An 18,418-nucleotide genomic window follows, 5' to 3' on the forward strand; every position below is an offset into this window, starting at 1 on the left:
TCACGATAATCGGGGCATTGCGACGGTTCACCCGGTTACCGTCGGCAGAGGAGCCCCCATGTCGATTCCGAACACGTCGCGATCCTCACTGCTGGGGGTGGGTGCGGCCATCGCTCTCGTGATCAGCCTCATCGCGGCACCAATGGCGGCCGCCGAGGATTCGGCGGTCGATGAGGAGATCGTCGACCTCGTCACGACCGAGCCGGCTTCCGTCGACGGGGCCACGAACCTCGAGCTGATCGACGATGCGCCACGCGACGCCGGAACTCCCGTCGACCTGCCACCCGAGCCTGCGCCGACCACCCGGGAGACCGACACCACGAGCCCCGACCTGGCCGATCCGCCGGACTCCACCGAGGAATCGGCCGACGAACCGTCCGAGGACTCGCCGGGAACCGAGCCGGACCCAGCACCGGTCGAGCCGACTTCGATGGCCCGGAGCGCCATGAACGTGCTGTCGACCACCGACGGCGACACCCCGGTGACGTATCCGGTGAACCTGCCTGACGGGTACTCGAAGGTCCCGTTCAGCGTTCAGTACTTCCCCGGGGTCACCGGCTACTACGGCCCTCTGGTCTGCGTGCTCGTGAGCGAGCAGTACGCCGTCGAGATCATCGACGTTCCGCCGGACCCCGCGACCGGGTTCTTCTACTTCTCCGATCCGGGTGCACCAGACTGGGCGGCCCGAACCCCGTTCTCGAGCGTCGTCGGCGGCATCGACCTCGGGGATCAGATGTGCAAACCCATCCACTACAACTACCCATTCGGCTCTCAGTTCCCCGTTGAGACGCTGCCCGAGGTCCCGCCGATTGGCGCGAGCGACGAGGAGTGGACGCAGTACTACATCAACACCGCCCTAGCGAAGGCGAACCAGGTGACGATCTGGTGGAACGGTGCGAACTTCCCACCAGCGGCGTCGTTCACCTGGGAGGTGACCGATCCGGGCGAGCACGAGGTCACGTTCACGAACACGTCGACCGACGACGGTGGGCTCGGGCTGATCCGGTACGAGTGGAACTTCGGCGACGGGAGCGCCGTGTCGACGGACGCGAATCCCGTGCACGCGTTCCCGGGCCTCGGCAGCTATCAAGTGAGTCTGACGGCGACCGACGATTCCGGCGTCGCGAACACCGCCGCCCAGACCGTGACCGTGGGATCCGGCCTCGTCGTCAACTCGACCGGCGACACCGCCGCCGAGGACCCGTCGGCCGGGTGCGACACCGGGGAGCGCATCGGGCCGGATGCCGTGCCCGAGTGCACCCTGCGCGCCGCGATCGAGGCGGCGAACGCCGCGGGCGGCGGCGAGATCACCTTCGACATCGACGGCACGCCGGTGATCACGCTCGGCTCGCCCCTGCCCGCCGTGAGCACCCCGACCGTGATCGACGGGACCTCGCAGGCCGGCGGATGGGTCGAGGTCGTCGGCGGCGGCACGGCGACGATCGAGCTCGGCGCGGGCACGTCGCGGGTGACCGGCCTGGCCCTGCACGGCGCCGATCGGGCGCTGTCGCTCACCGGCGGCGACGGTCACGTCGTCGAGGGCACCAGGCTCGGGATCGACCTCGACGCTCAGGCCACCGGCGATACCGGGGTCGGGGTGTGGGTGTCGGATGCGAGCCCGAACGCGGTGCTGCGAGACAACGTGATCGCCGCGGATCGGGGGGTGATCGCCGCGGGGGTCGCCCTCGCGCAGCTCAGTGGCAATCGGATCGGCGTCGACGAGGCCGACGCCGCGCTCGGCGCCCCGGCATACGGCATCCAGCTCTTCAATGCCCCGGTGTCGGTCGCCGACAACACCGTCCGGGCCACGGCGATCGGCATCGCCGTGATCTCGGAGGGCGGCGCCGCCGGTGAGATCGTCGGCAACCGCGTCGGCACGACCGGCCCGGACGGATTCGCGGACGCCGGCACCGGCATCGTCGTCGAGGGCGCGGTCGGCACGCGCGTGGCCGACAACACGGTGCACGCGGGCGGCTGGGGCGGCATCCTCGTCGCCGGCTCCATCCAGGTCGCCGACGACGGCGACGGAATCGAGTACGCCCCGCCGGCCGACTCCCCCACCTACGACACCCCGGTCACCTCGACGGGGATCAGGGTGACGGGGAACTCCGTGAGCACCTCGACGGGCGCCACCGCCATCGGCTCATGGGCCGACGCCGACGCGATCGAGATCTCGGGCAACACCCTGAGCTTCGCCCAGCCGCTGACCGGCATCCACCTCATCGACGGCGCCGGGCATTCGATCGTCGACAACACCATCGGCGCGCCCGGCGACGTCGCCCTGGCCCGGACGGCGATCTGGCTCGAGGCGACCGAGTCGCCGCTCGTCGATGGGAACGAGATTCGGGCCGGCGGCGCCGGCGTGTTCGTCGAAGGGGACGGCTCCGGCGCCGACATCACCGACAACGTGGTGACCATCGACGGCGACGAACCCGCCACCTACGGGATCGTCGTCGACTGGGACCGCACCGACGTCACGATCTCGCGGAACACCGTCTCGGGGGCCGGCAGCAACGGCATCCAGGCCGAGGCCCCCGGCGCCGTCATCGACGGCAATGAGGTGACCGGCTCGGGCAACGGCATCGCGGTCGCCGGCGACGGCATCGTCATCCGCGACAACGCGATCGGCGTCGCCGCGGGGCAGTCCGATCCCGTCGGCACCCTCGGGCACGGCATCTCGGTGGACTCGGGTCGGGTCGAGATCCGGGCGAACACGATCGCCGGATCCGGCGGCTCGGCGATCAGGACGAATCCGGGCGTCGTCGCCACCATCCGCGGCAATCGGATCTGGGACACGACCGGATCCCCGATCGACGGCCCGCTGCACGCCCCGGTCCTCGAGGCGGCGATCGTCGCCGACGACGACGCGACGATGCGAACGACCCTGCTCATCACCGGCCTGCCGGCGGAGCAGGACGGCACGATCGAGATCTTCGCGAACGACTCGTGCTCGGCCTCCGATGGCGAAGCCAGGTACGTCCCCGGCCTGCTGCGGACGACGACCGACGGCCGCTCCGTGATGATCATCCAGGTGACCGGATCGAGCGATCACTTCACGATCACGTACACGACCCCGGAGGGGCTGACCAGCGAGCTGTCGGGCTGCCGCAGCCGGACCGTGCACCCGGACACCGACGACGACGGCTCCCCCGACCCGCTCGACGACCTCATGGGCGCGGCGAACGACCCGAGCATCGCGGTGCTCGCGACGAGCCAGGAGCAGCTGCTCGTCGCCGTCGCCTCCAGCGGCGCGATCGAGCGACTCGGCGTCGTCGCGGACCCGGCCCCGGGTTCCCATCCCGCCGGGTGGTCGCTGCCGTACGGCACCCTGTCGTTCCGGGTCTCGGGGCTGGAGCCCGGCGGCCGGACGACGGTCGTGCTGACCACGTACTTCCAGGACGAGCCGCTCGCGGGGAATGCCTACTGGAAGTATGGACTCCCCACCCCCGGCGCCGAGGCGACATGGTACGACTTCCGGTTCGATCCGGTCACACAGACGGGTGCGACCCGCGCATCGGCAGACGTCCCCGGCCTCGGATTCCGCACGGCCTACACGCTGCAGTTCGCTGACGGAGCCCGCGGCGACGACGATGGCGCGATGAACGGCTCGGTCACCGACCCGGGCGGCCCCGTGGTGGTTGCCGGAACGAGCCCGGAACTCGCACCGGCCCCGTCGGTCGAAATGTCGGAGAAACTGGCCAGCACCGGCTCGACGTCCGAGTCGAGCGGTGCCGCCCTGGGGCTCGCTGTCGTCGCGGTCCTCCTCGGCGCCGGGCTCCTTCGGTTCGGGGTGCGGCGATCACGCCGTCGGGAGGGGTGAGCGACCGAGCTCTACCGACCGACGATTCACCGACTCGTTGTCGACGACGAGCTCCGCGCGCATGTCTGAGAATCGCGCGGATAGCTCCACCCCACGTGCGACGTCGGCGCTGCGCGCAGCGCCCGGTGAGCGAGAGCGGTCACAGCCGGCCGCGGCGGCCACCGTCCGGCAAATGTGGCTAGGCTGATGCAGGATGCCTTGTCGCTGGCGTACCACCCTCGCGCGCATCCGAAGCCCCATCCCTGGCACGATCTGCCAGAAGACGAAAGGTGTCTCGTGACGGTCAACGATCAGGATCCGTACTCGCAGGGCCCGCAGGACAGCGATCCTGAAGAGACCAGTGAGTGGGCGGAGTCGCTGCAGCAGCTGGTCGACGCGAAGGGCGCGGGCCGTGGCCGCGAGATCATGCTGAGCCTGCTGAACAAGTCGCACGAGCTGCAGCTGAACGTGCCGCAGGTGCCGGTCACCGACTACATCAACACCATCGCTCCGGAGAACGAGCCCGAGTTCCCGGGCGATGAGGAGCTCGAGCGCCGCTACCGCCGCTGGATCCGCTGGAACGCGGCACTCACGGTGCACCGCGCGCAGCGCCCCGGCATCGGCGTCGGCGGACACATCTCCACCTACGCGTCGTCGGCCTCCCTCTACGAAGTCGGCTTCAACCACTTCTTCCGGGGCCTCGACGACCCGAGCGGCGGCGACCAGATCTTCATCCAGGGTCACGCCTCCCCCGGGATCTACGCCCGCTCGTTCCTCGAGGGACGCCTCTCGGCCGACCAGCTCGACGGGTTCCGCCAGGAGAAGTCGCAGGCTCCCCTCGGCATCCCCTCCTACCCGCACCCGCGCCTGATGCCGGAGTACTGGCAGTTCCCGACCGTCTCGATGGGCCTCGGACCGATCAACGCGATCTACCAGGCCATGACCAACAAGTACCTCACCAACCGTGGGATCAAGGACCTCTCGAACTCGCGGGTGTGGGCGTTCCTCGGCGACGGCGAGATGGACGAGGTAGAATCGCGCGGTCAGCTGCAGGTCGCCGCCAACGAGGGCCTGGACAACCTGACTTTCGTCGTCAACTGCAACCTGCAGCGTCTTGACGGTCCGGTGCGCGGCAACGGCAAGATCATCCAGGAGCTCGAGGCGTTCTTCCGCGGTGCGGGCTGGAACGTCATCAAGGTCGTGTGGGGTCGCGGCTGGGACGACCTGCTGAAGGTCGACGTGGACGGCGCCCTCGTGAAGCTCATGAACACGACGCCCGACGGCGACTTCCAGACCTACCGCGCCGAGGACGGCAAGTTCATCCGCGACCACTTCTTCGGTCGCGACGAGCGCACCGCCGCGATGGTCAAGGACCTCTCGGACGACTACATCTGGGGCGGCCTGCGCCGCGGCGGCCTGGACTACCAGAAGCTCTACGCGGCCTACAAGGCGGCGACCGAGCACAAGGGCCAGCCGACGGTCATCCTCGCCAAGACCATCAAGGGCTATGGACTCGGGCACCACTTCGAGGGCCGCAACGCGACCCACCAGATGAAGAAGATGACGCTCGATGACCTGAAGCACTTCCGCGACTCGATGCGCATCCCGATCACCGACGCGCAGCTCGAGGAGAACCCGTACCAGCCGCCGTACTACAACCCGGGACTCGAGGACGAGACGATCCAGTACATGGTCGAGCGCCGCCGCGCGCTCGGCGGGTTCCTTCCGGAGCGCCGTACTCACCACGTGCCGATCACCCTCCCCGACGACAGCGCCTACGCGCTGCCGAAGAAGGGGTCGGGCACGCAGGAGGTCGCCACCACGATGGCGTTCGTGCGCCTGCTGAAGGACCTGCTGCGCTCGAAGGACTTCGGGCACCGCATCGTGCCGATCATCCCCGACGAGGCGCGCACCTTCGGCCTGGACGCGTTCTTCCCGACCGCGAAGATCTACAACCCGAACGGACAGAACTACACGTCCGTCGACCGCGAGCTGCTCCTGGCCTACAAGGAGAGCCCGCAGGGCCAGATCATGCACGTCGGCATCAATGAGGCCGGTGCCGTCGCCGCCTTCACCGGCACCGCCACGTCGTACTCCACGCACGGCGAGCCGCTGATCCCGGTCTACATCTTCTACTCGATGTTCGGCTTCCAGCGCACCGGCGACGCCCAGTGGGCGGCGGGCGACCAGATGGCGCGCGGCTTCATCATGGGCGCCACGGCCGGTCGCACGACGCTGACCGGTGAGGGTCTGCAGCACGCCGACGGCCACTCGCACCTGCTGGCCTCGACCAACCCGGCCACCGTCTCCTACGATCCCGCCTACGGGTATGAGATCGCGCACATCGTGCGCTCGGGCCTGGAGCGGATGTACGGCGGCAACCACCCCGACCCGAACGTCATGTACTACATCACGCTCTACAACGAGCCGCTCGTGCAGCCCGCGGAGCCGGAGAACGTGGACGTGGACGGCATCGTCCGCGGCATCCACCGCATCTCGGAGGGCTCCGGCGACGGGCACCGCGCGCAGCTGCTCGCCTCCGGCGTGGGTGTGCCGTGGGCCCTCGAGGCCCAGCAGCTCCTCAAGGACGACTGGGGCATCGTCGCGGATGTCTGGTCGGTGACGAGCTGGACAGAGCTCCGCCGCGACGGCCTCGCCGCCGACGAGCACAACTTCCTCAACCCGCTCGCCGAGCCGCGCACCGCATACGTCACGCACAAGCTGCAGGACACCGCCGGTCCGGTCATCGCCGTCAGCGATTACATGCACGCCGTACAGGACCAGATCCGCCCGTGGATCCCGCGCCGCTACGCGACCCTGGGCGCCGACGGCTTCGGCTTCTCCGACACCCGCGCCGCCGCGCGCCGCTTCTTCAAGATCGACGGCCCGTCGATCGTGGTGCGCACGCTCCAGGCGCTGGCCGAGGAGGGACTCGTCGACCGGGTCCTGTCGGCGCAGGCGATCGAGCGCTACCGTCTGCACGACGTGACGGCGGGGACGACCGGCAACGCCGGCGGCGAAAGCTGACCCGCTCGATGCCGGACCGGCCCACGCCGCAGGAGAAGGCGGAGACGCTCGCGTGGCTCCGCCGCATCTCCGGCGACCTGGCGACGGCCACGATCAAGCGGCTCGAGGAGTCGCTGCCGTGGTACGCCGACATGCCACCGGCCCGCCGCTCCGCGGTGGGCCTGGTGGCGCAGGCGGGCATCGCATCGTTCATCCAATGGTACGAGGACCCGCAGTCGACGCCGTGGATCGCGGCCGACATCTTCGCCGCGGCTCCCCGCGAGCTGCTGCGCAGCGTCAGTCTCACCCAGACGCTGCAGCTGATCCGGGTCACCGTCGCGGTGACCGAGGAGCGGGTCGCCGGCCGCGCGGAGGACCTGCGCGAGAGCATCCTGCTGTTCTCTCGGGAAGTCGCCTTCGCGTCGGCGGACGTGTACGCCCGGGCCGCCGAGGCGCGGGGACTGTGGGACGCACGCCTGGAGGCGCTCGTCGTCGACTCGATCCTCACCGGCGAGGCCGACGAGGAGCTGCCGAGCCGGATCGCGGCCCTCGGCTGGCACGGTCACGGCGAGGTCGCGGTGCTCGTCGGCACGACGCCGCCCCAGTTCGACGTCGACCACTTGCGGCGTCTCGCCCGCAAGCTCGGCGTCGACGTGCTCATCGGGGTGCAGGGGTCGCGCCTCGTGGTCGTGATCGGTCGCGCCGAACTGCCCGGTCGTACCACGACCGCCGAGGAGCTGCCGTTCCCGGAGATCGCCCGCCGGCTGGAGCCCGGATTCGGCGCGGGTCACCTCGTGGTGGGCCCGACCGTCCCCGCCCTGGTGGATGCCGGCCTGAGCGCCCGGGCCGCCCTCGCCGGGTTCGCCGTCGCCGGCGCGTGGCGCAACGCCCCGCGCCCGGTCGAAGCGGACGATCTGCTGCCCGAGCGCGCCCTGGCCGGCGACACCGTCGCCAAGGCCACGCTCGTGGAGCGCATCTACCGCCCGCTGCAGGCCCACTCCGCGGATCTCGTGACGACGCTGTGGAGCTATCTCGACAACGGCCGGTCGCTGGAGGCGACCGCGCGGGAGCTGTTCGTGCACCCGAACACGGTGAGGTACCGCCTCAAGCGCGTGTCGGACGTCATCGGCTGGGATGCGACGGGTCCGCGTGAGGCGCTGATCCTGCAGACGGCGCTCATCATCGGCTCGATCGGCACGGAGGTCACGCGCCGCCGCAACGCGGGGATGCGTCGGCCGGGGAACGCCTGACCACCCGCGCCGTCCTGTAGGGCACGCACAAAGCAATCCGCGTTTGTTGTGACGGGTTCGCCACCGTCGACGCGCAGAAGTTGGGAGGATAGGCAGGTGATCATCACCGTCTTCCCCGGACAGGGCTCGCAGACGCCCGGTTTCCTCTCCCCCTGGCTGGACCTTCCCGGCGTCCGCGAGCGACTCGAGGAGTTCTCCACGGCCGCCGGCGTTGACCTCGTCGCCGCCGGCACCGTGGCGGATGCCGACGAGATCCGCGACACGAGCGTGGCTCAGCCGCTGATCGTCGCGGCGAGTCTCGTCTCGTACGACGCGCTGACGGATGCCGCGGGCGTCCGCCCCGGCGGCGTCGCCGGTCATTCGGTCGGCGAGATCGCCGCGCTCGTCGCCGCCGGGGTCGTCACCGCGGAGGACGGGATGCGGCTGGTCGGACTGCGCGGACGCGCGATGGCCGAGGCCGCCTCCCGCGAGGCCACGGGCATGGCTGCCGTGCTCGGCGGCGACCGCGATGCGGTGCTCGCGCTGCTCGACGAACTGGCGCTCACCCCGGCGAACCACAACGGCGCCGGTCAGATCGTCGCCGCGGGCGCCCTCGACGCCCTCGCCGAACTCGCCGCGCACCCGGTGCCCGCCAGCCGGGTCATCCCGCTGCAGGTCGCCGGAGCCTTCCACACCTCCTACATGGCGCCCGCCGTCGAGACGCTGCGCGTCGCCGCGGCGGAGGTGACGGCATCCGACCCCGCGGTGTCGCTGTGGACCAACCGCGACGGATCACTCGTGACCGACGGTCGCACGGCCCTCGACCTGCTGGTCGACCAGGTGTCGTCTCCGGTGCGCTGGGACCTGTGCATGGACTCCTTCGCCGCGGCGGGGGTCACCGGCATCATCGAACTCTCCCCGGCGGGCACGCTCGTCGGCCTCGCCAAGCGCGCGCTGCGCGGCATCCCCACCGTCGCGGTGAAGACCCCCGACGACCTCGCGGCCGCGGCCGCCCTGCTGACAGGAGGCGACGCGTGACCGACGCGCCCACGAACGCCGCGCCGACCCGGCGCCCCACACTCACCCAGCCCACCGGACCCGCCCACACGCGCATCTACGCGTACGGCGCGGCGCGCGGCGAGAACGCCGTCCCCAACGACGACCTCGTCGGCCCGATCGATTCCAGCGACGAGTGGATCCGGCAGCGCACCGGCATCGTCACGCGATCCCGCGCGGACAAGCAGACCACGGCGATCGATCTGGCCGCCGACGCCGCGGCGGAGGCGATCGCCCGCTCCGGCGTCGACGCGTCGCAGGTCGACGCCGTGATCGTCGCCACGATCTCCAACCCCAAGCAGACGCCCTCGGTGTCGGCCATCGTCGCCGACCGGGTGGGCGCGAATCCCGCCGCCGCGTACGACGTCAACGCCGCCTGCGCCGGCTTCGCGTACGGCGTGGCGCAGGCCGACGCGCTCATCCGCGCCGGTGCCGCGCACTATGCGGTCGTCGTGGGCACCGAGAAGCTCAGCGACATCGTGGACCCCACCGACCGGTCGATCTCCTTCCTCCTCGGCGATGGCGCCGGCGCCGTCGTGATCGGACCGAGTGACTTTCCCGGCATCGGACCGACGGTGTGGGGCTCAGACGGATCGAAAGCCGACGCCGTCGGCATGAACCACACGCTCGTGGAGTTCCGCGACGGCGAGGCGCCGTGGCCGACGCTGCGCCAGGAGGGACCGACGGTCTTCCGGTGGGCCGTGTGGGAGATGGTGAAGGTGGCCCGGCAGGCGCTCGAGGAGGCCGGCGTGCAGCCGGAAGACCTCGCCGCCTTCGTTCCGCATCAGGCCAACATGCGCATCATCGACGAGTTCGCCAAGCAGCTGAAGCTGCCCGACACCGTCGTGATCGGCCGTGACATCGAGACCACGGGCAACACGTCCGCGGCATCCATCCCCCTTGCCACGCACCGCCTGCTCGCCGAGCATCCGGAGCTGTCGGGCGGACTCGCGCTGCAGATCGGCTTCGGCGCCGGGCTCGTCTTCGGCGCCCAGGTGGTCGTCCTCCCCTGAAGGCCGGAGATACCCTGGCGCGGCGGTCGCCGCACCTAGACTGAACGTCGGCCCCGCAGGGCCGGTGAAACCCCGATAAACAAGGAGAATCCCATGGCATTCAGCAACGACGAGGTCCTCGCAGGGCTCGCCGAGCTCATCACCGACGAGACCGGCATCTCGGCCGACGAGGTCGCTCTCGAGAAGTCGTTCACCGACGACCTCGACATCGACTCCATCTCGATGATGACGATCGTCGTCAACGCCGAGGAGAAGTTCGGCGTCACGATTCCCGACGAAGAGGTCAAGAACCTCAAGACCGTCGGCGACGCCGTCACCTTCATCACGTCCAACCAGGCCTGACACGGGTCGGCCACCTGCACCCCGGTGGGGGCCCACGCCCCCACCGGAGCATCTGAGGAGACCATGAGCATTCCCCGAATCGTCGTCACCGGCATCGGCGCCTCCAGCCCCATCGGCGGGACCGCGCCCGAGAGCTGGTCCGCGTTGCTGGACGGTGCCTCCGGCGCCCGCACGCTCGAGTACGACTGGGTCGAGCAGTACCAGCTGCCGGTGACCTTCGCGGCGCAGGCCGCCGTGCGTCCCGACACCGTCCTGGAGCGCCCGATCGCCAAGCGCCTGGACCCCTCGTCGCAGTTCGCGCTCGTCGCGGCCATGGAGGCGTGGGCGGACGCCGGGAGCCCCGAGGTCGACCCCGAGCGTCTCGGCGTCGACTTCGCGACGGGCATCGGGGGTGTGTGGACACTGCTGGACGCGTGGGACACGCTGCGCGAGAAGGGACCGCGTCGGGTCATGCCGATGACGGTGCCGATGCTCATGCCCAACGCCGCGGCCGGCAACCTCTCGCTGCATTTCGGTGCCCGCGCGTATGCGCGGACCGTCGCCAGCGCGTGCGCCTCGAGCACCGAGTCGATCGTCAACGCCGTCGAGCACCTGCGCGACGGCCTGGCCGACGTGGTCATCGCCGGCGGCACCGAATCGGCGATCCACCCGATCACGATCGCGTCGTTCGCCTCGATGCAGGCGCTGTCCAAGCGCAACGACTCCCCCGAGACGGCGTCGCGCCCCGGCAGCATCGACCGTGACGGGTTTGTCATGGGCGAGGGAGCCGGCGTGCTCATCCTCGAGACCGAGGAGCACGCGAAGGCCCGCGGCGCGAAGATCTACGCCGTCGTGGTGGGCGGCGGGGTCACCGCCGACTCGTACCACATCACCGCCAACGACCCCGAGGGCACGGGCGCGGCGCGCGCGGTCTCGATGGCGCTGGCGATGGCGGATGCCTCCCCCGACGATGTGACGCACGTCAACGCCCACGCGACGTCCACCCCGGTGGGCGACCCCAACGAGTACGTCGCGCTGAAGAGCGTCTTCGGGGACCGGATCGACGAGATCCCGGTATCCGCCACGAAGGCTTCGACCGGCCACCTGCTCGGCGGGACGGGCGCGCTGGAGGCGATCTTCACGGTGCTCGCGATCCGCGACCGCGTGGCGCCGCCGACGATCAACATCACCGAGCAGGACCCGGCGGTCCCTTTCCGCATCTCCGGCTCGGCGCAGCCGCTGGGCGACGGTCCGCAGCTGGCGATCAGCAACTCGTTCGGCTTCGGCGGACACAACGCCGTCGCCGCGTTCGCCTCGGCCTGACCGACCAGCGGGTCTCGGGTTCCCGACGGCCGACCACGACGCGAAGAACCCCCTCCGCCACGCGGAGGGGGTTCTCTCGGGTGAGGCGGCCGACACGCGATCCCAGTCCCCGGGAAGCCGTCCGAGGCCGGTACGAGCGCTTCCGCGCCGCCTGGTCTGTGAAGTTGTGTCAGCCGACCTTGTGCAGCCAGACGACCGGGGCGTCATCGCTCGCGTGGCGGAAGGGCTCCAGCTCTTCGTCCCACGCCGATCCGAGCGCGACCTGCAGCTCACGCTGCAGGTCGAACGCGTCGCCCGCGGCGATCTCGAGGGCGTAGCGGATGCGATCCTCGCCGATGACGACGTTGCCGGCGGTATCGGTCTGAGCGAAGTGGATGCCGAGGTCAGGGGTGTGCATCCACCGGCCGCCGTCGCTGCGGGGAGTCGGATCCTCGCTCACTTCGAAACGCAGGTGCTCCCAGCCGCGGATAGCGGTCGCGAGGGCCGCGCCGGTGCCGGCGGGACCCTCCCAGTAGAACTCCGCCCGGCGGCTGCCGGCGAGGACGGGCTGATCGGCCCAGTCGAAGCTCACCGCACGCCCCAGGGCGCGACCGACCGCCCACTCGAGGTGGGGACACAGCGCTCGCGGCGCGGAGTGGATGTAGATCACTCCGCGCGCCAGGGTCGACGTGGTCGCCATCGCATTCTCCGTTTCTTCAGGTACGTCTTCCCCTACGACCTGAGTGCCGGACTGCTGTGGCGGGTATGCGGTTGTGCGCCCATTATGGCGGATGCCGACGCGAAATCACAACCGTGTCATTCCGCGCCGGTGTCGGTAGGGCGGGTGGGACTTGAACCCACGATCGTCGGGTTATGAGCCCGCTGCCTTGACCAGCTTGGCCACCGCCCCCTGCGGCATCGAGCCTACCGGGCGGCGGGGTCGTCGTTGTCGCGGATCGGAGGCTCGGGCCACACCTTCGCGACGGCCTCGGTGATCCGCACCGATCCGGTCCTGGGCTGGGCGCCGCCCGGCGCGCCGCCGCTCCCGCGTGTGATCGGGATCTCCTGGCTGTCGCTGACCACCTGCGGGTGGTAACGCGCCAGCTGGAAGACGCCGGCGATCGCGAGGGCGCCGGCGATGACGAAGCCGACGTACGCGCCCCACGGGGCGTGCTCGGCCTCGCGCAGCACCGCCAGCCCGATGACGATCGCGACGATGGGGTCGATCACCGTGAGGCCGGCGATCACGAGATCGGGCGGCCCCGACGAGTACGCCGTCTGCACGAAGTAGGCGCCGATCGCGGTGCCGGCGATGAGACCGACGACGCAGACGACGGTGAGCCACTCGAAGTCCCCGGTCTGGATGCGGCTGATCACGACCTTCGCGAGGGTCGCCACGAAGCCGTACATGATGCCGGCGGCGACGATGTAGAACAGGGCGCCCACGCGGGACCGCAGCCACAGCCAGGTCGACGTCAGCACGATCGCCACGACGAGCAGGATCACCAGCACGGTGATGAGCTGGCCATCGCTGATCGGCGTCTCGGTGGCGTAGAGCGCGGCGATCGTCACGAACACGAAGATGCCCGCCACGCACAGCGCGATCGCGCTCAGCGAGCGTCGGGTGGGCCGATGGCCGCTGATGCGGGCGTTCAGCAGCGTCGTGATGACGAGCGAGATCGCCCCCAGGGGCTGGACGAGGATGAGCGGCGCGAACGACAGCGCAGACAGCTGGCAGACGATCGCCAGCCCCAGCATGACGGTGCCGACCACCCACGACGGCCGGCGGAGGAGGTTCCACAGCTGACCGCCGGTGAGGCCGGCGCCGCCGTCGATGGCGGTGAGCCGCTCGACCTTCTGCACACCGCGGTGCTGGTACTGCGCGCCGAACGACATGAAGACCGCGCCCAACAGGGCCAGCGGAATGCCGATCAGGATGCCGGGATCGGCGAACACGCCGACGAGCTGGTCGGCGACGTCGTCGAGTGAGGGGGCGGCATCCACCCCTCGACAGTAACCGCCGGGCGCGCTCGATAGGCTCAGGACGTGGCTGTTCTTCCGATTCGCATCATGGGCGACCCCGTCCTGCACTCCCCCGCCGAACCCGTGGCCGAGATCACCGACGAGGTCCGCCAGCTGGTCGCCGACATGTTCGAGACGATGGATGCGGCGCCCGGTGTGGGGCTCGCGGCCCCGCAGGTCGGTGTCGGGCTGCGCATCTACACGTACAGCTACCAGGACGATGACGGCCAGGAGTGGCGGGGCGTGATCCTCAACCCGGAACTGTGGATGCGCCCGCTCGTGCCGGGTGCGCCCGACCCCGACGACGAGTCGGAAGGTTGCCTGTCGTTCCCCGGCGAGCGGTTCCCCCTCCGCCGCTCGGACGAGGTGCTGGTGACCGGGATGGATCTCGACGGGGAGCCGGTGCGGATCCAGGTGGACGGTTGGCGCGCGCGGATCATGCAGCACGAGTTCGATCACCTCGACGGCATCCTCTACATCGACCGGCTGGACGACGGCGACTGGAAGACGGTGCAGAAGCTCGCGCGCAAGCGCGGGTGGGGCCGGCCCGGCGCCTCGTGGACGCCGGGCGTGGACGAGATCGACGCGTAGCCCACGCGCGATGAGCACCAGAGCGCAGCGCCGCGTCGCCGTGACCGCCGCCGTCGCGGGCGGCGGAGTGGGCATCGCCCTCGCGTTCGCCAGCGCCCTCACCCCACCGTCGCTCATCACCTCCATCCCGACGGCGGAGCCGCGCGAAATCGATCGTCCCGTCGTGACCGAGAGCCCCGGCGCCGGCGAGATGGGACCGTTGCCGACGCTCCCGCCGCCGAGCTCCGGCGTCGACCTCAGCGCGGTGATGAACGTGCTGGGCGCTCTGCTCGCGGTCGCCGTCGGGGTCATCGTGATCCTCCTCGCGGTCCGCGTGGCACGCGCCGTCGCGGCCCGCCAGACTCCCCCGGAGATCGGCGACGCCGTGCACGAGAGCGCCGTGGATGCCGACGACGTGCGCGACATGCTGCGGCGCGCCCGCGAGCAGATCGCGCTCGACGAGGACGCCGATCTGGCCGTCATCCGCTGCTGGGAGTCGCTGGAAGCGCTCGGCGCGGCCGCCGGCGCGCCCCGCCGCGACAGCGAGACGGCGGCGGAGTACGTCCTCGGCATCCTCACCGCCTTCGCCGTGCCCGCCGACGCGGCCACGCGGCTCTCCGGCCTCTACACGCGGGCACTGTTCTCCGCGGAGCGACTGCCCCGCGCCGCAGCCGCCGAAGCCCAGGCCGATCTGGCACGGCTGGAGGCGGCGCTCGCGGCTCGCGCGTCGACGCCCGCGCCGGCACCGGGGGCCGCGCCGTGACGCGCCGCCCGGAGCGCGGCCTCGTCGTCGCGGTCATCGCCGGCGCCGCCATCGGCACGGCCGCAGCCGTCGTCGGGCTCGTGCTGGGGTTCGGTCTCCCGCTCCCGCTGTGGACGCTCGGCGGGATGGTCGTCGCGGCGGCGTGGTGGGGGCTGCGCCAGCTGCTGCCGGAGATCGAGTCCGAGACCGTGCCCGAACCGCAGCATCCGCCCCGGCCCTGGTCGACGGGCGTCGATCGGCGCACCCGCGTGCTGGAGACACGCCTGCGCGGCGCGCAGGGCGGCCGCTCCACCACGGCGGGTGCGCTCCACGACACCATCGCCGAGCTCGTCGCGGCGCGCTCCTCCACGACCTCGCTGCCGGAGGGGCTGCAGACCTACCTCCGTTCCGAACCGCGATCGCTGAGCCGGGCTCAGCTGCGCACGATCCTCCGGGAGCTGACCAGACCGTGACCACCTCACCCGACCGCGAGACCACCCTGAGCCTCACCGACGCGGGCGATGCCTGCCGGCGCGTCATCGACGAGGTCGAGCGCGCCGTCGTCGGCAAGCGACAGGCGCTCGAACTCGTCCTCACCGCCGTCGTCGCAGGCGGCCACGTGCTGCTGGAGGACTTCCCGGGCCTCGGCAAGACGCTCGCGGCGCGCAGTTTCGCCCGCGCTCTCGGGCTCGACTTCCAGCGTGCCCAGTTCACCCCCGACCAGCTGCCCGCAGACCTTACCGGCAGCTACGTGTACGACCAGTCGCGGGGCGAGTTCACCTTCCGCGCCGGTCCGCTGTTCGCCGGGTTCCTCCTCGCCGACGAGATCAATCGCACGCCGCCGAAGACCCAGGCCGCCCTCCTCGAGGCGATGCAGGAGCATCAGGTCACCGTCGAGGGGCGAACGCATCCGCTTCCCCGTCCCTTCCACGTCATGGCGACGGCCAACCCGGTCGAGACGGAGGGCACGTACCCGCTCCCCGAGGCGCAGCTGGACCGCTTCCTGCTGCGGCTGCGTTTCGGCTACCCGGACGGAGCCGACGAGTGGGAGATCCTCTCCCGCCGCATCGCGCGGCGCACCGATGACATCGAGACGGCCCAGGTGCTCGACGCCGAGACCCTGATGGCGGTGCAGCGCGCGGCGGAGGACGTCTTCGTCCATCCTGCGGTGGGCCGGTATGCGGTCGCGGTGACCGCCGCGACACGGAGCGACGCGGCCGCATCGGTGGGCGCGTCGCCGCGCGGCAGCCTGGCCCTCCTCACCTGTGGGCGCGCTCGTGCGCTCATCGAGGGTCGCGACTTCGTCACGCCCGACGACATCAAGGCGCTGGCGCCGGCCGCCCTCGCCCACCGGGTCACGATCCGGCCGGAGCTCTGGCTCAGCGGCGTGTCCGGCGAGCAGGTCGTCCGCGCCGCCGTCGACAGCGTCCCCGTGCCGACCGAATACCTCCCGGATGCCGGGTGAGCAGCGCCGGGCAGACCTTCCACCCCACGGCAGCGCTCGTGCGCGCCGTCGTGCTGGCCGCGGGGACGGGGGTCCTCGCGTTGTTGAGCTCCCAGCCGGCCCTCGCCGTGCTCGCCGCGCCGTTCGTGGTGTGGAGCGTCCTCGGCATGCTCCGTCGGCCGGCCGTCGACAGTCCCGCGCCCGTCGCTGAGCTGTCGGCACGGGCGATCGCGGCCGGCGACGCCGTCGACGCGACCGTGCGGGCGACGGCGCCGGATCGCGTCATCGACCTCGCGCTGTCACCGCACGCCGGCGCGGATCTCGCGCCCCCGTGGGGCGCGGTCTGCGGCGTGGAGACAGCGAGCGTCCGGGTGCGCCCCCAGCGGTGGGGCCGATTGGACCTCAACGACGCCGCCGTCCGGGAGAGCGACGAGGTGGGGCTGTGGCATCGCGACGTGCGGCTGCGTCTCGGCCCGATCGAGGTGTCGCCGTCGGCGATCGTCCCCGGACGCGGCGACGCCATCCCACACCCCATCGGCACCGCCGGCATCCACCCCTCCCGGCGCGCCGGAGACGGAAGCGCCCTCGCCGACATCCGCCGCTACCTCCCGGGCGATCGGCTGAGTCGCATCAACTGGCGGGTGACCTCGCGCACCGGCATCCTGCACACCAACGCGACGACCGCCGATCGCGACACCGACGTGCTCATCGTGATGGACACGCTGGCCGACGTCACGACGGCCGAGCTGTCCGGGCCGTTCGCGTCGAGTCTCGACGCCACCGTCGTGGCGGCGGCGTCGCTGGCCGAGCACTACCTGCGGCTGGGCGACCGCGTCGGGGTGCACGACCTCGGCGGCGTGGTGGGCGACCTGCCGCCGCGCAGCGGCATCCGTCAGTTCTCTGCGCTCGCGACGCGACTGGCGCGCGTGAGCCGTGCCGACGTGGGACGGCGGGATCTGCGCCGGGTGCAGCGACTGCGCCCGGGCACCTTCGCCGTCGTGTGCTCGCCGCTCCTCGACGACGATGTCCTCACCGAGATCGCGGTGCTGGCGCGCCGCGGCGCCGCCGTGCTCGTCGTCGACACGCTGCCGGATCGGATCGGCCGGCTCGAACGCGGCCCCGCCGATCGGTCGGGGCCGCTGGCACATCTTCTCGATCCGGCGCCTGGCTCGTTCTGGGAGGAAGCCTGGGTGCTGCGCCTGCTGCAGCGCGATGCCGACGTCGCACGGCTGCGCGAGGTCGGCATTCCCGTCGCGCCCTGGCAGGGCGTCGGCGGGGTCGCGACGCTCGCGGCCGCCCTCGCCGCGCAGCGACCGACCGCACGCGCGGGCGGTGCCCCGCGATGAACGCGCTGTCGGAGACGATCGTCGAGCTCCTCGATCGGATGCGGCGGCGCCCGCCGTCGCGCTGGGCGCTGCGCGGCCTGCTCGTTCTGTGCGGGGCCGCCGCGGAGATCTGGCTGCTGCTCGTCGCGGGCGCATCGCCGTGGGCCGTGGTCGCGTCGATCGCCATCGTCGCCGGCGCGGTGTTCGCCCGCGGGGTCGTGCCGCTGCTGACGGCGGCGGTGATCGTCGTGCAGGCGGCGCTGGCCGCGCTGCCGGTTCTCGAACTGGTCCCCCTCGCGCTCGCGCTGCTCGGATGGCACCTCTGCGCGTCGCTGCTGGCGACCGGGCGCCCGTGGGCGGCCGTGGACGGCGCGGTGGTGCGTGCGCTGCGGATGCCGGTGCTCGGCGCCGTCGCCGCGACGCTCGTCGTCGCGGCCGCCGCGGTCATCGCCGGAGGCCTGGCGTGGGGTGAAGCCGGCATCGTCACGCTGCTGGTCGCACTCGCACTGGTGCTCGGGGCGATCGTCGTGCTGTGGCCGGGGACCGGCTCCCGCGACCGCTGACGCGGAACCAATGAAGAACGCCCCAG

The 18,418-nt window shown here is 71.3% G+C and carries 15 protein-coding genes and 1 tRNA gene; 13 read left to right on the forward strand and 3 right to left on the reverse strand.

Features of this window, described 5'->3' with window-relative positions; all coding sequences use genetic code 11:
- The first annotated feature begins 58 nt into the window (after positions 1–58).
- The 7 genes from ACPYN4_RS04455 (at position 59) to ACPYN4_RS04485 (ending at position 11,747) form a co-directional block, all read left to right on the forward strand.
- The gene (locus ACPYN4_RS04455; RefSeq protein ID WP_424445702.1) at positions 59–3,820 is read left to right on the forward strand and encodes a right-handed parallel beta-helix repeat-containing protein; all 3,762 of its coding nucleotides are present in this window, start codon (positions 59–61) and stop codon (positions 3,818–3,820) included.
- Between the two features lie 276 nt (positions 3,821–4,096).
- Positions 4,097–6,826, forward strand: coding sequence for a pyruvate dehydrogenase (acetyl-transferring), homodimeric type (gene aceE, locus ACPYN4_RS04460; RefSeq protein WP_424445703.1), 2,730 nt, complete (start codon positions 4,097–4,099; stop codon positions 6,824–6,826).
- Between the two features lie 8 nt (positions 6,827–6,834).
- The gene (locus tag ACPYN4_RS04465; protein WP_424445704.1) at positions 6,835–8,055 is read left to right on the forward strand and encodes a PucR family transcriptional regulator; all 1,221 of its coding nucleotides are present in this window, start codon (positions 6,835–6,837) and stop codon (positions 8,053–8,055) included.
- Between the two features lie 96 nt (positions 8,056–8,151).
- Positions 8,152–9,072, forward strand: coding sequence for an ACP S-malonyltransferase (locus ACPYN4_RS04470; RefSeq protein WP_239280216.1), 921 nt, complete (start codon positions 8,152–8,154; stop codon positions 9,070–9,072).
- Positions 9,069–10,103: a beta-ketoacyl-ACP synthase III gene (locus ACPYN4_RS04475; RefSeq protein WP_287269028.1), complete on the forward strand. Its 1,035-nt coding sequence runs from the start codon at positions 9,069–9,071 to the stop codon at positions 10,101–10,103. The genes ACPYN4_RS04470 and ACPYN4_RS04475 overlap by 4 nt, the downstream gene beginning before the upstream one ends.
- Before the next feature lie 93 nt (positions 10,104–10,196).
- Positions 10,197–10,445 carry an acyl carrier protein gene (locus ACPYN4_RS04480; protein WP_121058750.1) on the forward strand — a complete coding sequence of 83 codons (249 nt, stop codon included), beginning with the start codon at positions 10,197–10,199 and terminating at the stop codon, positions 10,443–10,445.
- 63 nt (positions 10,446–10,508) lie between these two features.
- Entirely contained in the window at positions 10,509–11,747 is a 1,239-nt protein-coding gene (locus tag ACPYN4_RS04485; RefSeq protein WP_076690782.1) for a beta-ketoacyl-[acyl-carrier-protein] synthase family protein, read from the forward strand.
- 169 nt (positions 11,748–11,916) lie between these two features.
- Here the strand turns inward: ACPYN4_RS04485 and ACPYN4_RS04490 are convergent, their stop codons facing one another.
- The 3 genes from ACPYN4_RS04490 to ACPYN4_RS04500 all read right to left on the reverse strand — a co-directional run bounded on the left by ACPYN4_RS04490 (position 11,917) and on the right by ACPYN4_RS04500 (position 13,730).
- Entirely contained in the window at positions 11,917–12,426 is a 510-nt protein-coding gene (locus ACPYN4_RS04490; RefSeq protein ID WP_076690781.1) for a DUF3145 domain-containing protein, read from the reverse strand.
- 136 nt (positions 12,427–12,562) lie between these two features.
- Positions 12,563–12,636: transfer RNA gene (locus ACPYN4_RS04495), tRNA-Ile, on the reverse strand.
- Between the two features lie 14 nt (positions 12,637–12,650).
- The gene (locus ACPYN4_RS04500; protein ID WP_424445705.1) at positions 12,651–13,730 is read right to left on the reverse strand and encodes a DMT family transporter; all 1,080 of its coding nucleotides are present in this window, start codon (positions 13,728–13,730) and stop codon (positions 12,651–12,653) included.
- A gap of 42 nt (positions 13,731–13,772) precedes the next feature.
- On the opposite strand from ACPYN4_RS04500, the gene def reads away from it, so the two are divergent.
- Genes def through ACPYN4_RS04530 form a run of 6 tightly spaced genes read left to right on the forward strand, consistent with a single transcriptional unit; the run spans position 13,773 to position 18,392 of the window.
- Complete coding sequence (gene def / locus ACPYN4_RS04505) at positions 13,773–14,339, forward strand: peptide deformylase (RefSeq protein ID WP_424445706.1); 567 nt, start codon at positions 13,773–13,775, stop codon at positions 14,337–14,339.
- 10 nt (positions 14,340–14,349) lie between these two features.
- On the forward strand, positions 14,350–15,081 hold the full coding sequence (locus ACPYN4_RS04510; protein ID WP_424445707.1) for a DUF4129 domain-containing protein: 732 nt from the start codon (positions 14,350–14,352) through the stop codon (positions 15,079–15,081).
- Positions 15,078–15,533: a hypothetical protein gene (locus ACPYN4_RS04515; RefSeq protein WP_424445708.1), complete on the forward strand. Its 456-nt coding sequence runs from the start codon at positions 15,078–15,080 to the stop codon at positions 15,531–15,533. Before ACPYN4_RS04510 ends, ACPYN4_RS04515 begins: the two co-directional genes overlap by 4 nt.
- Positions 15,530–16,525, forward strand: coding sequence for an AAA family ATPase (locus tag ACPYN4_RS04520; protein WP_424445709.1), 996 nt, complete (start codon positions 15,530–15,532; stop codon positions 16,523–16,525). The genes ACPYN4_RS04515 and ACPYN4_RS04520 overlap by 4 nt, the downstream gene beginning before the upstream one ends.
- Positions 16,522–17,850, forward strand: coding sequence for a DUF58 domain-containing protein (locus ACPYN4_RS04525; RefSeq protein ID WP_424445710.1), 1,329 nt, complete (start codon positions 16,522–16,524; stop codon positions 17,848–17,850). Before ACPYN4_RS04520 ends, ACPYN4_RS04525 begins: the two co-directional genes overlap by 4 nt.
- A complete protein-coding gene (locus tag ACPYN4_RS04530) occupies positions 17,847–18,392 on the forward strand; it encodes a hypothetical protein (protein ID WP_239280226.1) in 546 nt (181 codons plus the stop codon). Before ACPYN4_RS04525 ends, ACPYN4_RS04530 begins: the two co-directional genes overlap by 4 nt.
- The last annotated feature ends 26 nt before the right edge of the window (positions 18,393–18,418 follow it).

The sequence above is a fragment of the Microbacterium sp. CH-015 genome, from assembly GCF_049707015.1.
Classification (GTDB): domain Bacteria; phylum Actinomycetota; class Actinomycetes; order Actinomycetales; family Microbacteriaceae; genus Microbacterium; species Microbacterium aurum.

Coding starts and splice junctions, on each gene's coding strand:
- ACPYN4_RS04455 (WP_424445702.1), top strand. CDS start 59: ATGTCGATTCCGAACACGTCGCGATCCTCACTGCTGGGGGTGGGTGCG.
- ACPYN4_RS04465 (WP_424445704.1), top strand. CDS start 6,835: ATGCCGGACCGGCCCACGCCGCAGGAGAAGGCGGAGACGCTCGCGTGG.
- ACPYN4_RS04480 (WP_121058750.1), top strand. CDS start 10,197: ATGGCATTCAGCAACGACGAGGTCCTCGCAGGGCTCGCCGAGCTCATC.
- ACPYN4_RS04485 (WP_076690782.1), top strand. CDS start 10,509: ATGAGCATTCCCCGAATCGTCGTCACCGGCATCGGCGCCTCCAGCCCC.
- ACPYN4_RS04490 (WP_076690781.1), bottom strand. CDS start 12,426: ATGGCGACCACGTCGACCCTGGCGCGCGGAGTGATCTACATCCACTCC.
- ACPYN4_RS04510 (WP_424445707.1), top strand. CDS start 14,350: ATGAGCACCAGAGCGCAGCGCCGCGTCGCCGTGACCGCCGCCGTCGCG.
- ACPYN4_RS04530 (WP_239280226.1), top strand. CDS start 17,847: ATGAACGCGCTGTCGGAGACGATCGTCGAGCTCCTCGATCGGATGCGG.